Here is a 22,149-nt window from a genome sequence, read left to right as displayed (position 1 = left end):
AAAGTGACCTAGACCGCTATTTTACGGAAATGCACCTTTGAGTACTTAGCTGAAATGTAGTAGGCTAGTCGGTTCGTCACCGTTAATGGACTTTTGAGTGGAAAGTAGGGACTTCTAGTATGGGTATCTTGCTTTCAATCAGAGTGGAACCGCGCAGTAGCGTCTCTGTCTTTCTTATGGAAAGATAGGGACGTTTTTATTTTGGGGGAAATATCAAAACTATAAAATGAGAATGGTAAGGGGTGTTCATCGTGTTTAAAAGAATTAAAGAAGATATTGATAACGTATTTGAAAACGATCCAGCAGCTCGCAGTGTGTTAGAGGTTGTATTAACTTATTCGGGTCTCCATGCGACTTGGGCTCACCGCATTGCCCATTGGTTTTATAAAAGAAGATTTTTCTTCATTGCACGTGCTATCTCACAGATTAGCAAATTTTTCACTGGGATTGAAATTCATCCTGGTGCCAAAATTGGCCGCCGCTTCTTTATAGACCATGGAACTGGTGTTGTCATTGGTGAAACTTGCGAAATAGGTGATAATGTTATTTTATATCAAGGTGTAACATTAGGTGGTACAGGGAAAGAGAAAGGAAAGCGTCACCCAACGTTAAAAGATAATGTATTAGTTGCTTCAGGAGCAAAAGTATTGGGATCAATTACGATTGGTGAAAATAGTAAGGTAGGAGCAGGTTCTGTTGTGTTAAAGGATGTTCCACCTAACGCGACTGTTGTAGGTATTCCAGGGAAAGTAGTTATTCAAGATGGTGTAAAAACAACAACGAATAAGAAGCTTGACCATCAAAATATCCCTGACCCAATAAATGATCGTTTTGTGAAGCTTGAAAAGGAAATAAAAGAATTAAAACAACAGCTAGTGGAATCTCAAAAGGAGAGATAGAATTGACTATTCAAATATTTAACTCTTTAACGAGACAAAAGGAACCCTTTGTCCCGCTTGAAGAAGGAAAAGTGAAAATGTACGTATGTGGTCCGACAGTATATAACTTTATTCATATTGGGAATGCTCGTCCTGTTATTGTTTATGATACTGTTCGCCGTTATTTCCAATATAAAGGCTATGATGTGAAATATGTTTCCAACTTTACAGATGTGGACGATAAAATCATTAAAGCAGCAAATGAATTAGGCGAAGATGTTTTTGAATTAACGAATCGCTTTATTAATGCTTACTTTGAAGATATTACAGCTCTTGGTTGCCACAAGGCTGATGTTCATCCCCGCGTAACGAATCATATGGATGATATTATTTCTTTCATCGGTGTTTTAATTGAAAAAGGCTACGCTTATGAATCTCAAGGGGATGTTTATTACCGTACACGTAAATTTGACGGCTATGGTAAACTGTCCCATCAATCGATTGATGATTTAAAAGTTGGTGCCCGTATTGAAGCAGGAGAGAAAAAGGAAGATCCTCTTGATTTTGCATTATGGAAAGCAGCAAAACCTGGTGAAATTAAATGGGAAAGTCCGTGGGGTGAAGGGCGACCAGGTTGGCATATTGAATGTTCTGTTATGGCTCGTGAACATTTGGGTGACACAATTGATATTCATGCTGGCGGTCAAGATTTAACATTCCCGCACCATGAAAATGAAATAGCCCAATCGGAAGCTTATACGGGGAAAACATTTGCTCGTTATTGGATGCATAATGGGTACATTAATATCGACAACGAAAAAATGTCAAAATCACTTGGTAACTTTGTATTAGTGAATGATATTCGTCAACAAATTGACCCACAAGTTTTACGATTCTTTATGTTATCGGTACATTATCGTCATCCCATTAATTTTGCACAAGATTTAGTAGAGTCAGCACGTTCTGGATTAGAACGTCTTCGTACTGCCTATTCCAATGTACAATATAGACTGGCATCTTCAGCAAACCTTTCTGATAATGGTGACGAGTATATCGAGAAAATCAATGAAGTGAAAAAGCAATTTGAACTGGCTATGGACGATGATTTTAATACGGCCAATGGGATTTCTGCTTTATTTGAACTTGCTCGTATTGCGAATACTTACTTAAACGAAAGTAATACAGAGGAACGTATTTTAAAAACATTGATTGAAACCTTTGATACACTAGGTGACGTCCTAGGTATTAAATTCTCAACAGAAAATGAACTTTTAGATGAAGAAATCGAAGCATTAATTGAAGAGCGAAATATGGCGCGTAAAAACCGTGACTTTGCTCGTTCCGATGAAATCCGAGACCAACTATTGAGTATGAATATTATTTTAGAAGATACTCGTCAAGGTACACGTTGGAAACGAGGTTTATAGTATGACGCAACTTCGGATAGCAGATGTAAAGCAATTAAATGCATTAGCATTAGCATATATGGGAGATGCTGTTCTTGAACAACGAGTTCGAGAACATCTTCTCTTAAATGGGAGAGCAAAACCGAATCGATTGCATAAGGAAGCAACGAATTATGTTTCTGCTAAAGCCCAATCTATGGTTGTTCATCGTTTAATCGAAGAGCATTATTTAACTGAAGAGGAACTCGCTGTATTTAAGCGAGGACGTAATGCAAAATCAGGTTCTGTTCCAAAAAATACGGACGTTCAAACTTATCGAAATAGTTCGGGTTTTGAAGCGGTACTAGGAAGCCTTTATTTAACGAAGCAAATTGAGAGAGTAAATGAAATTATTGACTATGCCATTACAATCGTTGAGCAATCGAAGGGAGCATCTTAACATGAGTGAACACAACGGCGAAATGATTGCTGGAAAAAATCCAGTTCTTGAAGCGCTTCGGTCTGGACGTGAAATTAATAAATTATGGATAGCAGAGGGAGTCAAAAAAACTGGAGTCAATGAATTGTTAGACTTAGCACGTGAGCGCGGTGTATTAGTTCAATTTGTTCCTAAGAAAAAAGTTGATCAATTGTCGGATGCGAACCATCAAGGAATAGTAGCTTCTGTGGCAGCTTATCATTATGCAGAAATTGAAGATTTATTTAATGCGGCTAAAGAAAAAAATGAAGATCCGTTTTTCCTCATTCTTGATGAATTGGAAGATCCCCATAATTTAGGTTCGATTATGCGTACTGCAGATGCAATAGGGGTTCACGGTATTATAATTCCTAAAAGACGGGCAGTTGGTTTAACAGCAGTTGTTGCAAAAGCTTCGACTGGTGCAATCGAACATGTACCAGTTGTTCGTGTAACGAATTTAGCTCAAACAGTTGATGAATTGAAAGACCGTGGTGTTTGGATTGCGGGGACGGATGCAAAAGGATCTGTAGATTATCGCAAAATGGATGCGACGCTTCCGCTAGCTGTCATTATAGGCAGCGAGGGTAGAGGGATGAGTCGATTACTAAAAGAAAAATGTGATTTCTTATACCATTTGCCGATGGTAGGTCATGTAAATTCATTAAATGCTTCAGTTGCTGCTGCCTTATTAATGTATGAAGTATACCGTAAACGACAAGAAAAGAATGGATAAGAATTATGCAAACGATTTTGATTGTTGATGGTTACAATATGATCGGCGCATGGAAAGAATTGCGGCCTCTTCGGGAAACAAACTTTGAAGAAGCCCGCAATCACTTGCTTGATCTAATGGCGGAATACAGAGCTGCCCTTGGCTGTCGAGTAATTGTTGTGTTTGATGCCCACCTAGTTCCAGGTGCTCAACAAAATTATGTGAAAAATGCAGTTGAAATAATTTATACTAGAAAAAATGAAACTGCCGATGAATGTATTGAAAAGTTAACAAATGAACTAAAGGGTAGAAAAGTCCAAATTTATGTTGCCACTTCCGATTTAACAGAACAAAACGTTATTTTCGGAAATGGCGCTCTACGGAAATCGGCTCGTGAATTAGAAATTGAAATGGCAATTATCAAATCGAATATTTCTCAAGAAGTAAAAAAAATGACGAATGAAGAAAAACCGAAATCTAGAATTCAATTATCAGAAGAAGTAGAGTTAGCTTTTGAAAAATGGCGACGGGGTTTGAAATAACTGATTGACCTATATTTTCCAATTCCGTTATACTGTTCCTATGACAATACAGAACGTTCTGGGGTGAGGCCAATGCTAAAAAGTAATCAGACACAAGTGTTGCAACGATTTGAAGACCTTTCAGATGAACAACTGATTGAAGAAGTGCATCAAGGTAATACAGAAGCGTTAGATTATTTAATTACGAAATATCGTATGTTTGTTAAAGCGAAGGCACGCTCTTATTTTTTAATTGGAGCAGATAAGGAAGATATCATTCAAGAAGGAATGATAGGTTTATATAAAGCGATAAGAGATTTTAAAGGGGATAAGCTGTCGTCTTTTAGAGCGTTTGCGGAACTTTGTATTACTCGTCAAATTATTACAGCTATTAAAACAGCTACGAGACAAAAACATATTCCGCTAAATTCCTATGTATCTCTTGATAAACCAATCTATGACGAAGAATCAGATCGTACCTTGATGGATATCATCACTAGCTCTGAATCGGATGATCCAGAACATTTAATGATTAATCGTGAGGAATATTCCCATCTTGAAGAAAAAATTGGCGAAATATTAAGTGAATTAGAACAACAAGTGTTATCCTTATATTTAGATGGACAATCCTACTTTGAAATATCAGAAGAGTTAAATCGGCATGTAAAATCGATCGACAATGCTCTTCAACGGGTAAAACGTAAATTGGAGCGTCATCTAGAAATAGGTGAGATAAGCTAGCGGTACAGCACCACTTGTTGACAGCAAAACTTTTAGGTGGTAGTCTTTAAAAGACAAAATGCCGAAATAGGTGAATTTTCAAGATGGCAAAGAAAATTGTTTTATGTTGTGAAAAATGTAGCTCTCGAAACTATTCGGTTCCTGAAAGAGTTGGCTCAACTGAACGACTAGAATTGAAAAAGTTTTGCTCACATTGTAACGAACACACTGTACACAAACAAACACGATAATTATGTAGTAAAGTCAATTGAAACATAGAATAGATGATTTGTTCGGAGGTTAAGCTAGAATGGGCAAGATTAAACAGTTTTTTCAAAATGTAACGTCTGAAATGAGAAAGACAAGCTGGCCAAAAGGTAAAGAGCTTACAAAATATACGATTGTCGTAGTTTCAACAGTGATTTTTATGGCAATATTTTTTGTGTTAGTTGACTTAGGCGTTTCAGAACTATTCCGTTGGTATATAGATTTATAATAATACGATGTTAATATTTCGAAAATAGCCCGTCTTTCAATGTTAACGGGTTTTTTTCATTTGTTTTGTTAATTGTATTATTTATGGTAAACAATTTATAAGACTTCGTCAGTGTATATGTGATAAGTGAAGGAGGGACGGACGACTAGTCCGAAAACGTTATGGAGAAAAGATGGTATGTAGTTCATACTTATTCAGGATATGAAAATCGTGTAAAGGCAAACCTTGAAAAACGTGTAGAAACGATGGGGATGCAAGATAACATTTTCCGTGTTATCGTACCTGAACATGAAGAAACGGATTTAAAAGATGGTAAAAAAAGAACGGTAATGCGTAAAGTTTTCCCAGGTTATGTATTAGTTGAAATGATTTTAACGGATGAATCATGGTATGTAGTACGTAATACACCGGGTGTAACAGGCTTTATTGGTTCTTCTGGTGGAGGTGCAAAACCAACACCTTTATTACCTGAAGAAGTAGATCGTCTATTACGTCAAATGGGAATTACGAAGAAAACAGTTGGCGAGTTAGACGTTACAGTTGGTGAAGTAGTCGAAGTTTTAGACGGACCATTTGCTCATTTCCAAGGTAAAGTAGAAGAGATTGATGCTGATAAAGGCAAAATTAAAGTAACAATTGATATGTTCGGTCGTGAAACGAAAATGGAATTAGACTTCGAACAAATTCAAAAAATTTAGGTTTATAAATGAATGTTAGGAACTTACTTATATCTATAGAAAATCGCCATAATAAGCGCGATGATAAACTATCGAAAAGTTATGTTGCCGAAATTGCTTTATAATTTCACTTGCTTATATAAATTAAAAGTGGTATCATTTCATAGGTCAGACCGTCTAAATGATAGTTTGTCAAATTAAAGTTAATCTTTTAATGTTATCGGCAATTAGCTGACAGACAGATATTTGAGTGGGAGGGGCAACCCAATTACCACATCACGGACTTAAGGAGGTGTGTCTCGTGGCTAAAAAAGTTATTAAAATTGTAAAACTTCAAATCCCTGCTGGTAAAGCTAACCCAGCTCCACCGGTTGGTCCTGCATTAGGTCAAGCAGGTGTAAATATCATGGGATTCTGTAAGGAGTTCAACGCTCGTACTGCTGATCAAGCTGGTTTAATTATTCCAGTAGAAATCACAGTTTTCGAAGACCGTTCTTTCACTTTCATTACAAAAACTCCACCTGCAGCAGTATTACTTAAAGTTGCAGCAGGTATCCAATCTGGATCAGGTGAACCAAACCGTAAAAAAGTTGCAACGGTTAAACGTGATAAAGTTCGCGAAATCGCTGAACAAAAAATGCCAGACCTAAACGCTGCATCAGTTGAAGCAGCTATGGCGATGGTTGAAGGTACAGCACGAAGCATGGGTATTGTTATCGAAGACTAATCGTTAACAAGTCCTGGTTACTTGATGATGAAGGCTTTTGTTTTGGAGGTTGCGGTAAGTTCTTTTTTGAACTCGCAACCTCTATTCGTGGGAGGAATATCCGCTAAAACCACAATCAAGGAGGAAAATATAATGGTAAAAAAAGGTAAAAGACTGCAAGAAGCAGCTAAATTAGTTGACCGTTCAAAATTATATAATGCTGAAGAAGCTATCGCTTTAGCAAAACAAACAAGCACAGTAAACTTCGACGCAACTGTTGAAGTGGCTTTCAAACTTGGTATCGATACTCGTAAAAACGACCAACAAATCCGTGGTGCAGTAGTACTACCAAACGGAACTGGTAAAACTCAACGTGTATTAGTATTCGCTAAAGGTGAAAAACTTAAAGAAGCTGAAGCTGCAGGTGCAGACTATGTAGGCGATGCAGAATACATCAACAAAATCCAACAAGGTTGGTTCGATTTCGATGTAATCGTTGCAACTCCAGATATGATGGGTGAAGTTGGTAAACTTGGTCGTGTATTAGGACCTAAAGGTTTAATGCCAAACCCTAAAACTGGTACTGTTACTTTCGATGTAACAAAAGCGATTCAAGAAATCAAAGCTGGTAAAGTAGAATACCGTGCTGACAAAGCTGGTATTATCCACGCTCCAATCGGTAAAGTTTCTTTCGATACAGAAAAATTAGTAGAAAACTTCTTAGCTGTATTTGATGTTATTCAAAAAGCTAAACCAGCTGCAGCTAAAGGTACTTACATGAAGTCTGTTAATGTAACAACTACAATGGGACCATCTGTAAAAGTTGATACTACTAGCGTAACTGTACGATAATATAGATCGTTTGAAATAAAATATATATGTTGACAACGCTCCTCTTTCTTGGTAAGATGGATGACGTTGTGAATATCCATTTGTACCGTAGACAGTAGGGGTGCTTGCACTTAATTATCCTACCGAGGACATCGAAATCGGATTCTTTTTTAGATGATGAATTTTCCGCCTCTAGTCTACTCTATTGACTAGAGGCTTTTCTTTTGTCGGTATAAATGACCCATTCTAATAGGAGGTGTCAATCATGGGCAATGCAATTGAAACAAAAAAAGTTCAAGTACAAGAAATCGCTGAAAAATTCCAAGCTGCTTCTTCTGTAGTAGTAGTGGATTACCGTGGTTTAACTGTTGCTCAAGTTACAGAACTTCGTAAACAACTTCGCGAATCAGGTGTTGAGTTCAAAGTTTACAAAAACACTTTAACTCGTCGTGCAGCTGAAATCGCTGGTGTTGCTGGAATTAACGAATTCTTAACTGGTCCAAACGCTGTTGCGTTCTCTAACGAAGACGTAGTAGCTCCAGCGAAAATCATTAATGAATTCGCTAAAAAGAACGAAGCGCTTGAAATCAAAGCTGGTATTATCGAAGGTAACGTTTCTTCTGCTGATGACGTTAAAGCACTTGCAGAACTTCCATCACGCGAAGGTTTACTTTCAATGCTTTTATCAGTTCTTCAAGCTCCAGTGCGCAACTTCGCACTTGCAACAAAAGCTGTTGCAGAACAAAAAGAAGAGCAAGGCGCTTAATCGCAGCCTAAACTTCAAACAAATTAATTTCGGGCAAGTAGCCTAATAAAATAACCATATCCATATAGGAGGAAAATAAAATGAACAAAGATCAAATCTTAGAAGCTATCAAAGCTATGACAGTTCTTGAGTTAAACGATTTAGTAAAAGCAATCGAAGAAGAATTCGGTGTAACAGCTGCTGCTCCTGTAGCAGTAGTAGGTGGCGCTGGTGCAGCTGCTGCTGAAGAAAAAACTGAATTTGATGTAGTACTAGCTAACGCTGGTGACCAAAAAATCAAAGTTATCAAAGTGGTTCGTGAAATCACTGGTCTTGGCTTAAAAGAAGCTAAAGAAGTTGTAGATAACGCTCCAAAACCATTAAAAGAAGGCGTATCTAAAGAAGAAGCTGAAGAAATTAAAGCTAAACTTGAAGAAGTTGGCGCTTCAATCGAAGTTAAATAATTTCTCCATTTACCTATTTTCAATAAATAAAGAAAGCTCGTCTATTTTGACGGGCTTTCTTCATTTTCTTTGAGGAGGGCACGGTTCGATGTCTGAACATTATTATTCAAAAAAGCCTCAAACTGAAAGTAAACCACGCCAATGGAAATTTACATTACTCGGACATACTTTCTTATTTGAAACAGATTCGGGTGTTTTTAGTAAAAGCGAAGTAGATTTTGGATCCCGTGTTTTAATTGAAACTTTTCAACTTCCTGAAATAGAAGGTGCTATTTTGGATGTAGGCTGTGGATATGGCCCAATTGGGTTATCGATTGCTAAACAAAATCCAGATCGTACAATTTATATGATGGATATTAATGAAAGGGCAGTTGCGCTAGCGAATAAAAATGCGCAAATAAACGGAGTTCAAAATGTACGTATTTTTGAAAGTGATGGTCTTGCTGCTGTTGGAGAAGAATTGCCGATTGCCGCAATTTTAACTAACCCACCGATTCGAGCTGGGAAAGATACGGTCTTTAAATTTTATGACGGTGCTTTCGAGAAATTAACGGTTGGGGGAGAGCTGTGGGTCGTCATTCAAAAGAAACAAGGTGCTCCATCTACAGTAAATCATTTAGAAGAAAAGTTTGCAGAAGTAGAAATAGTCGAGAAGAAAAAAGGCTATTGGATTATACGAGCAAAAAAATAATTAACCATTCATTGTAAGAATGGAAATAAATGAGTATAAGATATAAAATATTGACTTGACAAAATGGCTATGATAACATAATAAAATGCAAAATTATTATTTTGTGGGAGTTTGCCCTTTTGTATGCAATATATTTTATGTGGGTATACTTACCATGAATAAGTTTAGTTTAACCGAAAATGAGATCTAAGAAAAGACTCGTTTTCTTTTTGTCTTTCGAAATCATACACTATTTAGTTGATTTTGCAAAGACCTATTATCGCTTTAATGAGGGGTGAATGAGTTGACAGGTCAACTAGTTCAGTACGGACAACACCGCCAGCGTAGAAGCTTTGCGCGTATTAAAGAGGTGCTGGAGCTTCCGAATTTAATTGAGATTCAAACAGCATCTTACGAGTGGTTCCTTGAAGAAGGGTTGCGTGAGATGTTCCGCGACATTTCTCCAATCGAAGATTTTACAGGCAATCTTTCACTTGAATTCATCGATTATAGTTTAGGTGAGCCTAAATATGATGTTGATGAATGTAAAGAACGCGACGTAACTTATGCTGCACCATTGCGCGTAAAAGTACGTCTCCACAACAAAGAAACAGACGAAGTAAAAGAGCAAGATGTCTTCATGGGTGACTTCCCATTGATGACAGAAACAGGCACATTTGTAATCAATGGTGCCGAACGTGTTATTGTTTCACAATTAGTTCGTTCTCCAAGCGTTTACTTCCACGATAAAACTGATAAAAACGGTAAAAAAGGCTTTGGTGCAACTGTAATTCCAAACCGCGGTGCTTGGTTAGAGTACGAAACTGATGCAAAGGACGTAGTGTATGTACGTATTGACCGTACACGTAAACTTCCAGTAACAGTATTATTACGTGCTTTAGGGTTCGGTTCAGATCAAGAAATCATTGATATTCTTGGTGATAACGAGTATTTACGAAACACGCTTGAAAAAGATAACACTGATAGCACTGAAAAAGCGTTATTAGAAATCTATGAGCGTCTTCGTCCAGGTGAACCACCTACAGTTGAAAGTGCAAAAAGCTTATTATATTCTCGTTTCTTCGATGCTAAACGTTATGATTTAGCAAACGTTGGACGTTATAAAATGAACAAAAAGCTTCACATTAAAAATCGTTTATTCAATCAAACGGTTGCAGAAACTCTTGTCGATCCAGAAACAGGAGAAATTTTAGTTGAAAAAGGTACTACACTTGATCGTCGTACTTTAGACCGTATTATTCCTTATTTAGAAAATGGAATCGGCTTCCGTACATTATCCCAAGTTGGTGGGGTATTAGAAGAAGACGTAACGATTCAATCAATTAAAATCTTTGCATCAAATGATGAAGCGCAAAAAGAAATCAATGTTATTTCAAACGCTTATGTAGATGAAGAAGTGAAAAATATCACACCAGCTGATGTGATTGCATCGATGTCTTACTTCTTTAACTTATTACATGGTGTAGGAAATACAGATGATATCGACCACTTAGGTAACCGTCGCTTACGTTCAGTAGGTGAATTGTTACAAAACCAATTCCGTATCGGTTTATCCCGTATGGAACGTGTTGTACGTGAACGTATGTCTATTAATGACACTGCGTCTATCGTACCTCAACAATTAATTAATATTCGTCCAGTTATTGCATCGATAAAAGAGTTCTTTGGTAGCTCTCAATTATCGCAATTCATGGACCAAACAAACCCGTTAGCTGAGTTAACTCACAAACGTCGTCTTTCTGCTTTAGGACCTGGTGGTTTAACTCGTGAGCGTGCAGGTATGGAAGTACGTGACGTTCACTACTCTCACTACGGTCGTATGTGTCCGATTGAGACTCCAGAGGGTCCAAACATCGGGTTAATCAACTCACTTTCTTCTTATGCAAAAGTAAATAAATTTGGTTTCATTGAAACACCATATCGTCGTGTTGATCCTGAAACAGGTCAAGTGACAGATCAAATTGATTACTTAACTGCTGACGAAGAAGATAATTATATTGTTGCGCAAGCGAACTCCAAGTTAAATCCGGATGGAACTTTCGCAAATGATGAAGTTTTAGGTCGTTTCCGTGGGGATAACACAGTATTCAAAAAAGACCGTGTTGACTATATGGACGTTTCGCCTAAACAAGTAGTATCTGCTGCCACAGCGTGTATTCCATTCTTAGAAAACGATGACTCTAACCGTGCGCTTATGGGTGCGAACATGCAACGTCAAGCTGTTCCTTTGTTAAACCCAGAGGCACCATTTGTTGGTACTGGTATGGAACACGTTAACGCTCGTGACTCAGGGGCTGCTGTAGTAAACAAATACCACGGTATTGTAGAACACGTTGAAGCACGTTCTATTCATGTACGTCGTATTGAAGAAATTGATGGGAAAGAAGTAAAAGGTGAATTAACGAAATACAAACTTCAAAAATTCACTCGTTCGAACCATGGTACTTCAATTAACCAACGCCCAATCGTAAAAGTTGGCGATCGTGTTAAACCGAAGGACATTTTAGCCGATGGTCCATCAATGGAAAAAGGTGAACTTGCCCTTGGACGTAACGTTTTAGTTGCCTTCATGACATGGGAAGGGTTCAACTATGAAGATGCCGTTATTATGAACGAACGTCTAGTAAAAGACGATGTTTACACTTCTGTTCATATTGAAGAATATGAATCAGAATCTCGTGATACAAAATTAGGACCTGAAGAAATCACTCGTGATATTCCAAATGTCGGGGAAGATGCACTTCGCAACTTAGACGACCGTGGAATTATCCGTATTGGTGCTGAGGTTCGTGATGGCGATATTCTAGTAGGTAAAGTTACACCTAAAGGGGTAACGGAGTTAACTGCTGAAGAGCGTTTATTACATGCTATCTTCGGTGAGAAAGCTCGTGAAGTACGTGATACTTCATTACGTGTACCTCATGGTGCTGGCGGTATCGTTCTAGATGTTAAAGTCTTCAACCGTGAAGATGGCGATGAGTTACCACCAGGCGTTAACCAATTAGTTCGTGTTTATATTGTTCAAAAACGTAAAATCCGCGTTGGGGATAAAATGGCCGGACGTCACGGTAACAAAGGGGTAATTTCACGTATTTTACCTGAAGAAGATATGCCGTTTATGCCAGACGGAACTCCTGTTGACATCATGTTAAACCCACTTGGTGTACCATCTCGTATGAACATCGGACAAGTTTTAGAGCTTCATTTAGGTATGGCTGCTCGTTACTTAGGTCTTCATATGGCAACGCCAGTATTTGATGGAGCCAACGAAGAAGATGTTTGGGAAACAATGGAAGAAGCAGGTATGAACCGCGACGGTAAAACAATTCTTTATGATGGTCGTTCGGGTGAACCATTCGACAACCGAGTTTCAGTTGGTATCATGTACATGATCAAATTAGCTCACATGGTTGACGATAAACTTCACGCTCGTTCAACTGGACCTTATTCACTAGTTACGCAACAACCACTTGGTGGTAAAGCGCAATTTGGTGGTCAACGTTTCGGTGAGATGGAGGTTTGGGCACTTGAAGCTTACGGTGCTGCATACACTCTTCAAGAGATCTTAACGATTAAATCCGATGACGTTGTTGGTCGTGTGAAAACTTATGAAGCAATTGTTAAAGGTGAAAGTGTTCCAGAACCAGGTGTTCCAGAGTCTTTCAAAGTATTAATTAAAGAGCTTCAATCATTAGGTTTAGATGTGAAAATGTTAACAGTTAATGATGAAGAAGTTGAACTTCGCGATTTAGACGATGAAGATGAACTTCAACCAACAGATGCATTAAACATCTTACCAGCTAGTGAAAAAGAAGATGCTGTAGAATCAATGGAATAATTATAATAATTGGGCAGGAGAAAGATTTTCTGCCTGCCCATTATTAAAATACATTATTAATTTTTAAAATTAATGTTGAGCTTCGGAAAGTCTCAGAGGACTTATACTAAAGGGAGGTAGGCTCCTTGATAGATGTTAATGAATTTGAATATATGAAAATCGGTTTAGCTTCACCGGATAAGATTCGTTCATGGTCATATGGAGAAGTAAAAAAACCTGAAACTATTAACTATCGTACTTTAAAACCAGAAAAAGACGGTCTGTTCTGTGAACGTATTTTCGGACCTACAAAAGACTGGGAATGTCACTGTGGTAAATACAAACGTGTGCGCTATAAAGGCGTAGTTTGTGACCGTTGTGGTGTAGAAGTTACTCGTGCAAAAGTTCGCCGCGAACGTATGGGTCATATTGAACTAGCAGCACCTGTATCTCATATTTGGTATTTCAAAGGTATTCCAAGCCGTATGGGACTTATTCTTGATATGTCACCACGTGCATTGGAAGAAGTTATTTATTTTGCATCATACGTTGTAATCGAACCAGGTGATTCTAGCTTAGATAAAAAACAACTTTTATCTGAAAAAGAATACCGTGCATACCGTGAAAAATTCGGTAACAGCTTCGAAGCGGCAATGGGTGCAGAAGCAATTAAAAAACTTCTAGAACAAATTGATCTAGAAGAAGAAACAATTTCATTAAAAGAAGAGTTGAAAACTGCTCAAGGCCAACGTCGCACACGTGCAATTAAACGTCTTGAAGTAATCGAATCATTCCGAAACTCTGGTAATAAACCAGAATGGATGATCTTAGATGTACTACCTGTCATTCCACCTGAGCTTCGTCCAATGGTGCAATTAGACGGTGGTCGTTTTGCTACTTCTGACTTGAACGATCTATATCGTCGAGTAATTAACCGTAACAACCGTTTAAAACGTCTACTTGACCTTGGTGCACCAAGCATCATTGTTCAAAACGAAAAACGTATGTTACAAGAAGCGGTTGACGCATTAATTGATAATGGTCGTCGTGGTCGTCCTGTTACAGGACCTGGTAACCGTCCTTTAAAATCCCTATCACATATGTTAAAAGGGAAACAAGGTCGTTTCCGTCAAAACTTACTTGGTAAACGTGTAGACTATTCTGGTCGTTCCGTTATCGTAGTAGGTCCAAACTTAAAAATGTACCAATGTGGTCTTCCAAAAGAAATGGCAATCGAGTTATTCAAGCCTTTCGTTATGAAAGAACTTGTTGAACGAGGCCTAGCTCATAACATTAAAAGTGCAAAACGTAAAATTGAGCGTATGCACAACGAAGTATGGGACGTTTTAGAAGATGTAATCCGTGAACATCCAGTGTTACTTAACCGTGCACCGACTCTTCACAGACTTGGTATTCAAGCATTCGAGCCAACATTAGTAGAAGGCCGTGCGATTCGTCTACACCCATTAGTATGTACAGCTTACAACGCTGACTTCGATGGTGACCAAATGGCGGTTCACGTTCCATTATCAGCAGAAGCACAAGCGGAAGCTCGCTTACTTATGTTAGCTGCTCAAAACATCTTAAATCCAAAAGATGGTAAACCAGTTGTAACTCCATCTCAAGATATGGTATTAGGTAACTATTACTTAACGCTTGAGCGTGCAGGAGCTCGTGGTGAAGGTTCTGTATTCTACGGTACTGACGAAGTATTAATTGCTTACCAAACTGGTAATGTACATTTACACACTCGCATTGCTGTAAAAGCAAGTTCATTAAATAACCCTACGTTTACAGAAGAACAAAATAAACAGTTCTTATTAACAACAGTAGGTAAGGTGATTTTCAACGAAATTCTTCCTGAATCATTCCCTTATATTAATGAACCAACAGCTGTGAATTTAGAACAAAAAACACCTGAGAAATACTTCACAACGTTAACAATTGATGAAGAAACGTTAAAAGAGCTAGAAGCTACTGAAGGTTACAATGAACTTTCAGAAAATGAAAAAGTAGAAGCACAACGCCAAGCTGTGTTACAAAAACACTTTGCTTCAGTTAAAACAATTAGCCCATTCCGTAAAAAATTCTTAGGAAATATCATTGCGGAAGTATTTAAACGATTCCATATTACAGAAACGTCTAAAATGCTTGACCGTATGAAAGACCTAGGATTTAAATATTCAACTAAAGCTGGTATTACAGTTGCTATTTCAGATATCGTTGTATTACCTGAAAAAGTTGAAATTTTAGAAGAAGCACAGAAAAAAGTAGATAAAGTAATGGTTCAATTCCGTCGTGGTTTAATTACGGAAGAAGAACGTTATGATCGTGTCATCTCAAGCTGGTCTGCGGCGAAAGATGAAATTCAGTCTAAACTGATGGACTCTTTACCAGATACGAACCCAATCTTCATGATGAGTGACTCTGGTGCCCGTGGTAACGCATCTAACTTTACACAACTTGCTGGTATGCGTGGATTAATGGCCAACCCAGCTGGACGTATTATCGAACTTCCAATCAAATCTTCATTCCGTGAAGGTTTAACAGTATTGGAATACTTCATCTCTACTCACGGTGCTCGTAAAGGTCTAGCCGATACAGCATTAAAAACTGCGGACTCAGGTTACTTAACTCGTCGATTAGTAGACGTTGCCCAAGATGTCATCGTACGTGAAGACGATTGTGGTACTGACCGCGGCTTAACAATCGGTGCTTTAATGGAAGGCACGGAAGTAATTGAAACTTTAGAAGAGCGTATTATTGGTCGTCATACGAAGAAAACAATTCGTCACCCTGAAACAGGTGCGGTTATTTTAGAGCGTGATCAATTAATCACTCAAGATATAGCTCGTGAAATCGAAGATGCTGGTATTAAAGAAGTGACAATTCGTTCTGCATTCACATGTAATACAAAACATGGTGTATGTAAAAAATGTTACGGTATCAACTTAGCAACTGGTGAAGAGGTTGAAGTAGGTGAAGCGGTAGGTATTATCGCTGCTCAATCAATCGGTGAACCAGGTACACAATTAACAATGCGTACATTCCATACTGGTGGGGTTGCTGGTAACGATATTACACAAGGTCTTCCACGTATTCAGGAGATTTTCGAAGCTCGTAATCCTAAAGGGCAATCGGTTATCTCTGAAATCTCAGGTACTGTTTCTGAGATCGAAGAAATTCGTGAAGGCTTAAAAGAAATTACAATCCAGGGTGAAATCGAAACACGTAAGTACCAAGCGCCATACAATGCTCGCTTAAAAGTACAACTTGGTGATGTGATTAAACCTGGTCAAGTTTTAACTGAAGGTTCTATTGATCCAAAACAATTATTAAAAGTTAAGGACGTAGCAACTGTTCAAGAATATTTATTAAAAGAAGTGCAAAAAGTATACCGTATGCAAGGGGTAGAAATTGGAGATAAACATATTGAAGTAATGGTACGCCAAATGCTTCGTAAAGTTCGTGTAATTGAAGCAGGTGATACAGAGTTATTACCAGGTTCATTACTTGATATCCACCAATTCACTGAAGCAAATAAAGATGCAATTATTAACGGTAAAGTTCCTGCAACTTGTCGTCCTGTTATCCTAGGTATTACAAAAGCATCTCTTGAAACAGAATCATTCTTATCTGCTGCATCATTCCAAGAAACAACTCGTGTGTTAACGGATGCTGCTATTAAAGGTAAACGTGATGAACTTCTTGGTCTGAAAGAAAATGTTATTATCGGTAAACTAGTTCCGGCTGGTACTGGTATGCAACGTTATCGTCAGATTCGTATCGAAGAAACTGAAGCAGTTGAAGAACTGACATCTGCAGAATAAATATACAATTCAAATGTATATTTCATATAAAAATCTTCCGGGAGAAGGGTAATTCTTCCGGAAGGATTTTTATAAAAATATTTGACAGTTTAAATTGATAGTGTTAATATACTTAAGGTTGATAGTTAACTGTCTGTACTTTGGAGGATATGAAAATGTCTTATGAAAGAGTAGAACAGGCCAGTAAAACAATCATAGGTACAAAGCAAGCAGTGAAAGCAATCCGCGCTGGTCAAGTTATAGAGCTTTTTGTAGCACTTGATGCAGACAGTTGGGTAACCGATCCAGTAATTGTTCTTGCAAAAGAAGTCGGCGTACCAGTGAGTCTCGTCGAGTCTAAAAAAGAACTTGGCAAAGCTTGTGGTATTCATGTTGGAGCTGCGGTTGTTGCAATTACTGCAAGATAGTTTTTGTGTAAAAACACAAAGACTTTGTTTTTACCCTAAAAATGAACCACCTGGATGTGTGGTATTAAGGAATAAATGAAGGGAGGAAAAACCGATGCCTACAATTAACCAATTGGTACGTAAGCCTCGTAAATCCAAAGTAACGAAATCAAATTCACCAGCGTTAAACAAGGGATATAACAGCTTTAAAAAATCTTTAACAGATGTTAATTCTCCTCAAAAACGTGGGGTTTGTACTCGTGTTGGTACTATGACACCTAAAAAACCAAACTCAGCGTTACGTAAATATGCTCGTGTACGCTTAACTAACCAAATCGAAGTTACAGCTTACATTCCTGGTGAAGGTCACAACTTACAAGAACACAGCGTAGTATTAATCCGCGGTGGACGTGTAAAAGACTTACCAGGGGTACGTTACCATATCGTACGTGGTGCTCTTGATACTGCTGGTGTAAACGGCCGTATGCAATCTCGTTCTCTATATGGTACAAAACGTCCAAAAGAGAAAAAATAATTTAATTGTTTGAAATGATGTATGCCTTTTTAATCGTGACGGTTTTTGAATTATTTAACGTGCGCACGGTTCAAAATCTAAACGACTATATTGCGCCTAATTAACGCAATACATAAAAGGCGACTTGATACTATAAAATAGATATTTGTTGAAAGGAGGAAAACACATGCCTCGTAAAGGTCCTGTTTCCAAACGTGACGTGTTACCAGATCCAATTTATAATTCAAAACTAGTAACTCGTTTAATCAATAAAATGATGATTGATGGTAAAAGAGGTACTTCTCAAAAGATCTTATACGGTGCGTTCGAATTAGTAAAAGAACGTTCTGGTAAAGATCCAATCGAAGTATTTGAAGCTGCATTAAATAACGTAATGCCAGTTCTTGAAGTACGTGCTCGCCGTGTTGGTGGTTCTAACTACCAAGTACCGGTTGAAGTTCGTCCAGAACGTCGTATTACATTAGGTCTTCGTTACTTAGTTAACTATTCTCGTCTTCGTGGTGAAAAAACTATGGAAGAACGTTTAGCTAACGAAATTCTAGATGCATCTAACAACACTGGTGCTTCAGTGAAAAAACGCGAAGATATGCATAAAATGGCAGAAGCAAACAAAGCATTCGCACACTATCGTTGGTAATTTAGACTACGTGCTAGCTGTTAGCTAGTACGTAGGTTTAAATATATATTCAACAATTAGCGAAACCCAATATGGAAGGAGAAAATTTCCTATGAAACGCGAATTCTCACTAGAGAATACACGTAATATTGGGATCATGGCTCATATTGATGCTGGTAAAACAACAACAACTGAGCGTATCCTTTATTACACTGGTAAGATTCACAAAATCGGTGAAACTCACGAAGGTGCTTCTCAAATGGACTGGATGGAGCAAGAGCAAGAACGTGGTATTACAATCACTTCTGCTGCGACAACAGCTCAATGGAAAGGTAACCGTGTAAACATCATCGACACACCAGGACACGTAGACTTCACTGTAGAAGTTGAACGTTCATTACGTGTACTTGATGGTGCAGTAACAGTACTTGATGCTCAATCAGGTGTTGAGCCACAAACTGAAACTGTATGGCGTCAAGCTACAACTTATGGTGTTCCACGTATCGTATTTGTTAACAAAATGGATAAAATCGGTGCGGATTTCTTGTACTCAGTGAATACTCTTCACGATCGTTTACAAGCAAACGCTCACCCAATTCAATTACCAATCGGTGCTGAAGATGAATTCGAAGCAATTATCGATTTAGTTGAAATGAAAGCTACATTCTACGGAAACGACCTAGGTACTGATATCCAGGAACGTGAAATTCCAGAAGAATATAAAGCACAAGCTGAAGAATACCGTGAAAAACTTATTGAAGCGGTAGCTGAACTTGATGAAGAACTTATGGAGAAATACTTCGCTGGTGAAGAAATCACTAACGAAGAGCTTAAAGCTGGTATCCGTAAAGCTACTTTATCTGTAGAGTTCTACCCTGTACTTTGTGGTACTGCATTCAAAAACAAAGGTGTTCAATTAATGCTTGATGCTGTAATTGATTACTTACCAGCTCCAACTGATGTTGAAGCTATTAAAGGTGTAGATCCTGATACAGGTGAAGAAATCGTTCGTCATTCAAGTGATGAAGAGCCATTCTCTGCACTAGCATTCAAAGTTATGACTGACCCTTATGTTGGTAAATTAACTTTCTTCCGTGTTTACTCTGGTATTTTAGAATCAGGTTCATACGTTCAAAACTCTACTAAGGGTAAACGTGAACGTGTAGGTCGTATTCTACAAATGCACGCGAACTCTCGTGAAGAGATTTCAAAAGTTTACGCAGGGGATATCGCAGCTGCTGTAGGTCTTAAAGATACTACAACTGGTGACACTCTTTGTGACGAGAAAAACCTTGTTATCTTAGAGTCTATGGAATTCCCAGAACCAGTTATTGATTTATCATTAGAACCGAAATCAAAAGCAGACCAAGATAAAATGAGCCAAGCTTTACAAAAGCTTCAAGAAGAAGATCCAACATTCCGTGCTTATACAAACCAAGAAACTGGTCAAACAATTATTTCTGGTATGGGTGAACTTCACCTTGATATCATTGTTGACCGTATGAAACGTGAATTCAAAGTTGAAGCTAACGTAGGTGCTCCACAAGTTTCTTACCGTGAAACATTCCGTGGTTCAGCACAAGTTGAAGGTAAATTCGTTCGCCAATCTGGTGGTCGTGGTCAATTCGGTCACGTTTGGATTGAATTCTCTCCAAACGAAGAAGGTAAAGGCTTCGAATTCGAAAACGCTATCGTTGGTGGGGTTGTTCCTCGTGAATATATCCCTGCTGTTGAAGCTGGTTTAAGAGATGCACTAGAAAATGGTGTACTTGCTGGTTTCCCAGTAATTGATATTAAAGCGAAATTATTCGATGGATCATACCATGACGTTGACTCCAACGAAATGGCATTCAAAATCGCTGCTTCTATGGCACTTAAAAACGCAGTTTCTAAATGTAACCCAGTTCTTTTAGAGCCTGTGATGAAAGTAGAAGTAGTAATTCCTGAAGAATACCTTGGGGATATTATGGGTAACATCACTTCTCGTCGTGGACGTGTAGAAGGTATGGAAGCTCGTGGTAACGCTCAAGTTGTTCGTGCAATGGTTCCACTTTCTGAAATGTTCGGATATGCGACTACATTACGTTCTGCAACTCAAGGTCGTGGTGTATTCTCAATGGTATTCGATCACTATGAAGAAGTGCCAAAATCAATTGCTGAAGATATCATCAAAAAAAATAAAGGTGAATAATTGAAATTTCATCTTGTATCAAGTATAAATAATTTGTAAGCTATGATTGACTGGCTGAGAAGGGCCCTTATCAGCCAGCAGTTGTAACATAAAAAAATAATAAAAACACATATTAGGAGGCTAACTCTAATGGCTAAAGAAAAATTTGACCGTTCGAAAACGCATGCTAACATTGGTACAATCGGACACGTTGACCATGGTAAAACTACATTAACTGCTGCAATCGCTACAGTTCTTTCAAAACGTCTTGGTGGGGAAGCAAAATCTTACGACCAAATCGATAACGCTCCAGAAGAAAAAGAGCGTGGAATTACAATCAACACTTCTCACGTTGAATATGAAACAGCTACTCGTCACTATGCACACGTTGACTGCCCAGGACACGCTGACTATGTTAAAAACATGATCACTGGTGCTGCTCAAATGGACGGCGGTATCTTAGTAGTATCTGCTGCTGACGGCCCAATGCCACAAACTCGTGAGCACATCTTATTATCACGTCAAGTAGGTGTACCTTACTTAGTAGTATTCTTAAACAAATGTGATATGGTTGATGACGAAGAATTATTAGAATTAGTAGAAATGGAAGTACGTGACTTACTTTCTGAATATGACTTCCCAGGTGACGATGTTCCTGTAATTAAAGGTTCTGCTCTTAAAGCTCTTGAAGGTGAAGCAGAATGGGAAGAAAAAATCGTTGAGTTAATGGACGCTGTTGACAGCTACATCCCAACTCCAGAACGTGACACTGATAAACCATTCATGATGCCAGTTGAGGACGTATTCTCAATCACTGGTCGTGGTACAGTTGCAACTGGCCGTGTTGAACGTGGTCAAGTTAAAGTTGGTGACGTTGTAGAAATCATCGGTTTAGTTGAAGAACCAAAATCAACTACTGTAACTGGTGTTGAAATGTTCCGTAAATTATTAGACTATGCTGAAGCTGGTGACAACATCGGTGCTTTACTTCGTGGGGTTTCTCGTGAAGAAGTACAACGTGGACAAGTATTAGCTAAACCAGGCTCAATCACTCCACACACTACTTTCAAAGCAGAAGTTTATGTATTATCAAAAGAAGAAGGTGGACGTCACACTCCATTCTTCTCTAACTACCGTCCTCAGTTCTACTTCCGTACAACTGACGTAACTGGTGTTATTAACTTACCAGAAGGCGTTGAAATGGTAATGCCTGGTGACAACATCGAAATGAACGTTGAATTAATCTCTCCAATCGCTCTTGAAGAAGGTACTAAATTCTCTATCCGTGAGGGTGGACGTACTGTTGGAGCTGGAGTAGTAGCTTCAATCCAAAAATAATTTTAGCCTAGCTAAAACCTTTGACCAATTCGTGGGGACGCCTACGAATTGGTTTTTTTTATTCTTTTATAAATGAGGCTCTAAAATATTTGTTGGGGTACAGATAAAATTCAGAAAAAATAAACACGCAATCTCCTAATTTTGTTAGAC

Annotated in this window: 21 protein-coding genes and 2 other annotated features (1 of these 23 only partly in view); all 21 genes read left to right on the top strand. The window is 38.3% G+C overall.

From position 1 onward, the window contains the following. Positions 1-170: a binding site (T-box leader), on the top strand; it begins 63 nt to the left of the window's first position. Between the two features lie 81 nt (positions 171-251). Further along, positions 252-899: a serine O-acetyltransferase gene (gene cysE, locus ACH0B5_RS11515; RefSeq protein ID WP_122971248.1), complete on the top strand. Its 648-nt coding sequence runs from the start codon at positions 252-254 to the stop codon at positions 897-899. A gap of 2 nt (positions 900-901) precedes the next feature. Next, on the top strand, positions 902-2,305 hold the full coding sequence (gene cysS, locus ACH0B5_RS11510) for a cysteine--tRNA ligase (protein ID WP_341362872.1): 1,404 nt from the start codon (positions 902-904) through the stop codon (positions 2,303-2,305). A 1-nt stretch (position 2,306) separates the two neighbouring features. Further along, positions 2,307-2,723 carry a Mini-ribonuclease 3 gene (locus tag ACH0B5_RS11505; protein WP_122971250.1) on the top strand — a complete coding sequence of 139 codons (417 nt, stop codon included), beginning with the start codon at positions 2,307-2,309 and terminating at the stop codon, positions 2,721-2,723. Position 2,724: 1 nt separating this feature from the next. Beyond that, positions 2,725-3,477, top strand: coding sequence for a 23S rRNA (guanosine(2251)-2'-O)-methyltransferase RlmB (gene rlmB / locus ACH0B5_RS11500; RefSeq protein ID WP_122971251.1), 753 nt, complete (start codon positions 2,725-2,727; stop codon positions 3,475-3,477). Between the two features lie 5 nt (positions 3,478-3,482). After that, the gene (locus tag ACH0B5_RS11495; protein ID WP_122971252.1) at positions 3,483-3,998 is read left to right on the top strand and encodes an NYN domain-containing protein; all 516 of its coding nucleotides are present in this window, start codon (positions 3,483-3,485) and stop codon (positions 3,996-3,998) included. Between the two features lie 72 nt (positions 3,999-4,070). Next, positions 4,071-4,718 (top strand): RNA polymerase sporulation sigma factor SigH, encoded by a 648-nt coding sequence (sigH, locus tag ACH0B5_RS11490; RefSeq protein WP_122971253.1) that lies wholly within the window; start codon positions 4,071-4,073, stop codon positions 4,716-4,718. 83 nt (positions 4,719-4,801) lie between these two features. Beyond that, the gene (gene rpmG, locus ACH0B5_RS11485; protein ID WP_122971254.1) at positions 4,802-4,948 is read left to right on the top strand and encodes a 50S ribosomal protein L33; all 147 of its coding nucleotides are present in this window, start codon (positions 4,802-4,804) and stop codon (positions 4,946-4,948) included. A 59-nt stretch (positions 4,949-5,007) separates the two neighbouring features. Further along, entirely contained in the window at positions 5,008-5,193 is a 186-nt protein-coding gene (gene secE, locus ACH0B5_RS11480) for a preprotein translocase subunit SecE (RefSeq protein ID WP_122971255.1), read from the top strand. A 161-nt stretch (positions 5,194-5,354) separates the two neighbouring features. Continuing rightward, positions 5,355-5,891, top strand: a complete 537-nt coding sequence (gene nusG, locus ACH0B5_RS11475; RefSeq protein WP_122971256.1) for a transcription termination/antitermination protein NusG — start codon at positions 5,355-5,357, stop codon at positions 5,889-5,891. Between the two features lie 280 nt (positions 5,892-6,171). Beyond that, positions 6,172-6,597, top strand: a complete 426-nt coding sequence (gene rplK / locus ACH0B5_RS11470; RefSeq protein WP_141396955.1) for a 50S ribosomal protein L11 — start codon at positions 6,172-6,174, stop codon at positions 6,595-6,597. 132 nt (positions 6,598-6,729) lie between these two features. Next, positions 6,730-7,428 (top strand): 50S ribosomal protein L1, encoded by a 699-nt coding sequence (gene rplA / locus ACH0B5_RS11465; RefSeq protein ID WP_122971257.1) that lies wholly within the window; start codon positions 6,730-6,732, stop codon positions 7,426-7,428. Between the two features lie 67 nt (positions 7,429-7,495). Then, positions 7,496-7,639 (top strand) — a sequence feature (ribosomal protein L10 leader region). Between the two features lie 33 nt (positions 7,640-7,672). Then, entirely contained in the window at positions 7,673-8,173 is a 501-nt protein-coding gene (gene rplJ, locus ACH0B5_RS11460; protein WP_122971258.1) for a 50S ribosomal protein L10, read from the top strand. Positions 8,174-8,253: 80 nt separating this feature from the next. After that, positions 8,254-8,616, top strand: coding sequence for a 50S ribosomal protein L7/L12 (rplL, locus tag ACH0B5_RS11455; protein WP_122971259.1), 363 nt, complete (start codon positions 8,254-8,256; stop codon positions 8,614-8,616). 88 nt (positions 8,617-8,704) lie between these two features. After that, entirely contained in the window at positions 8,705-9,307 is a 603-nt protein-coding gene (locus ACH0B5_RS11450) for a class I SAM-dependent methyltransferase (RefSeq protein WP_122971260.1), read from the top strand. Between the two features lie 274 nt (positions 9,308-9,581). After that, positions 9,582-13,145: a DNA-directed RNA polymerase subunit beta gene (rpoB, locus tag ACH0B5_RS11445; protein ID WP_406927841.1), complete on the top strand. Its 3,564-nt coding sequence runs from the start codon at positions 9,582-9,584 to the stop codon at positions 13,143-13,145. 125 nt (positions 13,146-13,270) lie between these two features. Further along, positions 13,271-16,954, top strand: a complete 3,684-nt coding sequence (gene rpoC, locus ACH0B5_RS11440; protein ID WP_122971262.1) for a DNA-directed RNA polymerase subunit beta' — start codon at positions 13,271-13,273, stop codon at positions 16,952-16,954. 155 nt (positions 16,955-17,109) lie between these two features. After that, positions 17,110-17,361, top strand: coding sequence for a ribosomal L7Ae/L30e/S12e/Gadd45 family protein (locus tag ACH0B5_RS11435; protein WP_122971263.1), 252 nt, complete (start codon positions 17,110-17,112; stop codon positions 17,359-17,361). Positions 17,362-17,455: 94 nt separating this feature from the next. Further along, the gene (rpsL, locus tag ACH0B5_RS11430; protein ID WP_122971264.1) at positions 17,456-17,875 is read left to right on the top strand and encodes a 30S ribosomal protein S12; all 420 of its coding nucleotides are present in this window, start codon (positions 17,456-17,458) and stop codon (positions 17,873-17,875) included. Positions 17,876-18,041: 166 nt separating this feature from the next. After that, on the top strand, positions 18,042-18,512 hold the full coding sequence (gene rpsG, locus ACH0B5_RS11425) for a 30S ribosomal protein S7 (RefSeq protein ID WP_122971265.1): 471 nt from the start codon (positions 18,042-18,044) through the stop codon (positions 18,510-18,512). Between the two features lie 91 nt (positions 18,513-18,603). Beyond that, entirely contained in the window at positions 18,604-20,682 is a 2,079-nt protein-coding gene (fusA, locus tag ACH0B5_RS11420) for an elongation factor G (RefSeq protein WP_341362871.1), read from the top strand. A gap of 129 nt (positions 20,683-20,811) precedes the next feature. Then, a complete protein-coding gene (gene tuf / locus ACH0B5_RS11415) occupies positions 20,812-21,999 on the top strand; it encodes an elongation factor Tu (protein ID WP_122971267.1) in 1,188 nt (395 codons plus the stop codon). Positions 22,000-22,149 lie beyond the last annotated feature (150 nt).

The sequence above is a fragment of the Ureibacillus sp. 179-F W5.1 NHS genome, from assembly GCF_045369345.1.
Classification (GTDB): Bacteria; Bacillota; Bacilli; order Bacillales_A; family Planococcaceae; genus Ureibacillus; species Ureibacillus halotolerans.
The sequence above is the reverse complement of the archived record's forward strand: the minus strand, read 5'-3'. Positions and strand labels throughout refer to the sequence as shown.

What these genes read in the sequence shown, in the direction of transcription:
- rpmG (WP_122971254.1), top strand. Translation starts at nt 4,802, where the DNA reads ATGGCAAAGAAAATTGTTTTATGTTGTGAAAAATGTAGCTCTCGAAAC.
- tuf (WP_122971267.1), top strand. Translation starts at nt 20,812, where the DNA reads ATGGCTAAAGAAAAATTTGACCGTTCGAAAACGCATGCTAACATTGGT.
- rlmB (WP_122971251.1), top strand. Translation starts at nt 2,725, where the DNA reads ATGAGTGAACACAACGGCGAAATGATTGCTGGAAAAAATCCAGTTCTT.
- rplA (WP_122971257.1), top strand. Translation starts at nt 6,730, where the DNA reads ATGGTAAAAAAAGGTAAAAGACTGCAAGAAGCAGCTAAATTAGTTGAC.
- ACH0B5_RS11450 (WP_122971260.1), top strand. Translation starts at nt 8,705, where the DNA reads ATGTCTGAACATTATTATTCAAAAAAGCCTCAAACTGAAAGTAAACCA.
- rplJ (WP_122971258.1), top strand. Translation starts at nt 7,673, where the DNA reads ATGGGCAATGCAATTGAAACAAAAAAAGTTCAAGTACAAGAAATCGCT.
- nusG (WP_122971256.1), top strand. Translation starts at nt 5,355, where the DNA reads ATGGAGAAAAGATGGTATGTAGTTCATACTTATTCAGGATATGAAAAT.
- ACH0B5_RS11505 (WP_122971250.1), top strand. Translation starts at nt 2,307, where the DNA reads ATGACGCAACTTCGGATAGCAGATGTAAAGCAATTAAATGCATTAGCA.
- fusA (WP_341362871.1), top strand. Translation starts at nt 18,604, where the DNA reads ATGAAACGCGAATTCTCACTAGAGAATACACGTAATATTGGGATCATG.
- ACH0B5_RS11435 (WP_122971263.1), top strand. Translation starts at nt 17,110, where the DNA reads ATGTCTTATGAAAGAGTAGAACAGGCCAGTAAAACAATCATAGGTACA.
- sigH (WP_122971253.1), top strand. Translation starts at nt 4,071, where the DNA reads ATGCTAAAAAGTAATCAGACACAAGTGTTGCAACGATTTGAAGACCTT.
- ACH0B5_RS11495 (WP_122971252.1), top strand. Translation starts at nt 3,483, where the DNA reads ATGCAAACGATTTTGATTGTTGATGGTTACAATATGATCGGCGCATGG.
- rplL (WP_122971259.1), top strand. Translation starts at nt 8,254, where the DNA reads ATGAACAAAGATCAAATCTTAGAAGCTATCAAAGCTATGACAGTTCTT.
- rpsG (WP_122971265.1), top strand. Translation starts at nt 18,042, where the DNA reads ATGCCTCGTAAAGGTCCTGTTTCCAAACGTGACGTGTTACCAGATCCA.
- secE (WP_122971255.1), top strand. Translation starts at nt 5,008, where the DNA reads ATGGGCAAGATTAAACAGTTTTTTCAAAATGTAACGTCTGAAATGAGA.
- rpsL (WP_122971264.1), top strand. Translation starts at nt 17,456, where the DNA reads ATGCCTACAATTAACCAATTGGTACGTAAGCCTCGTAAATCCAAAGTA.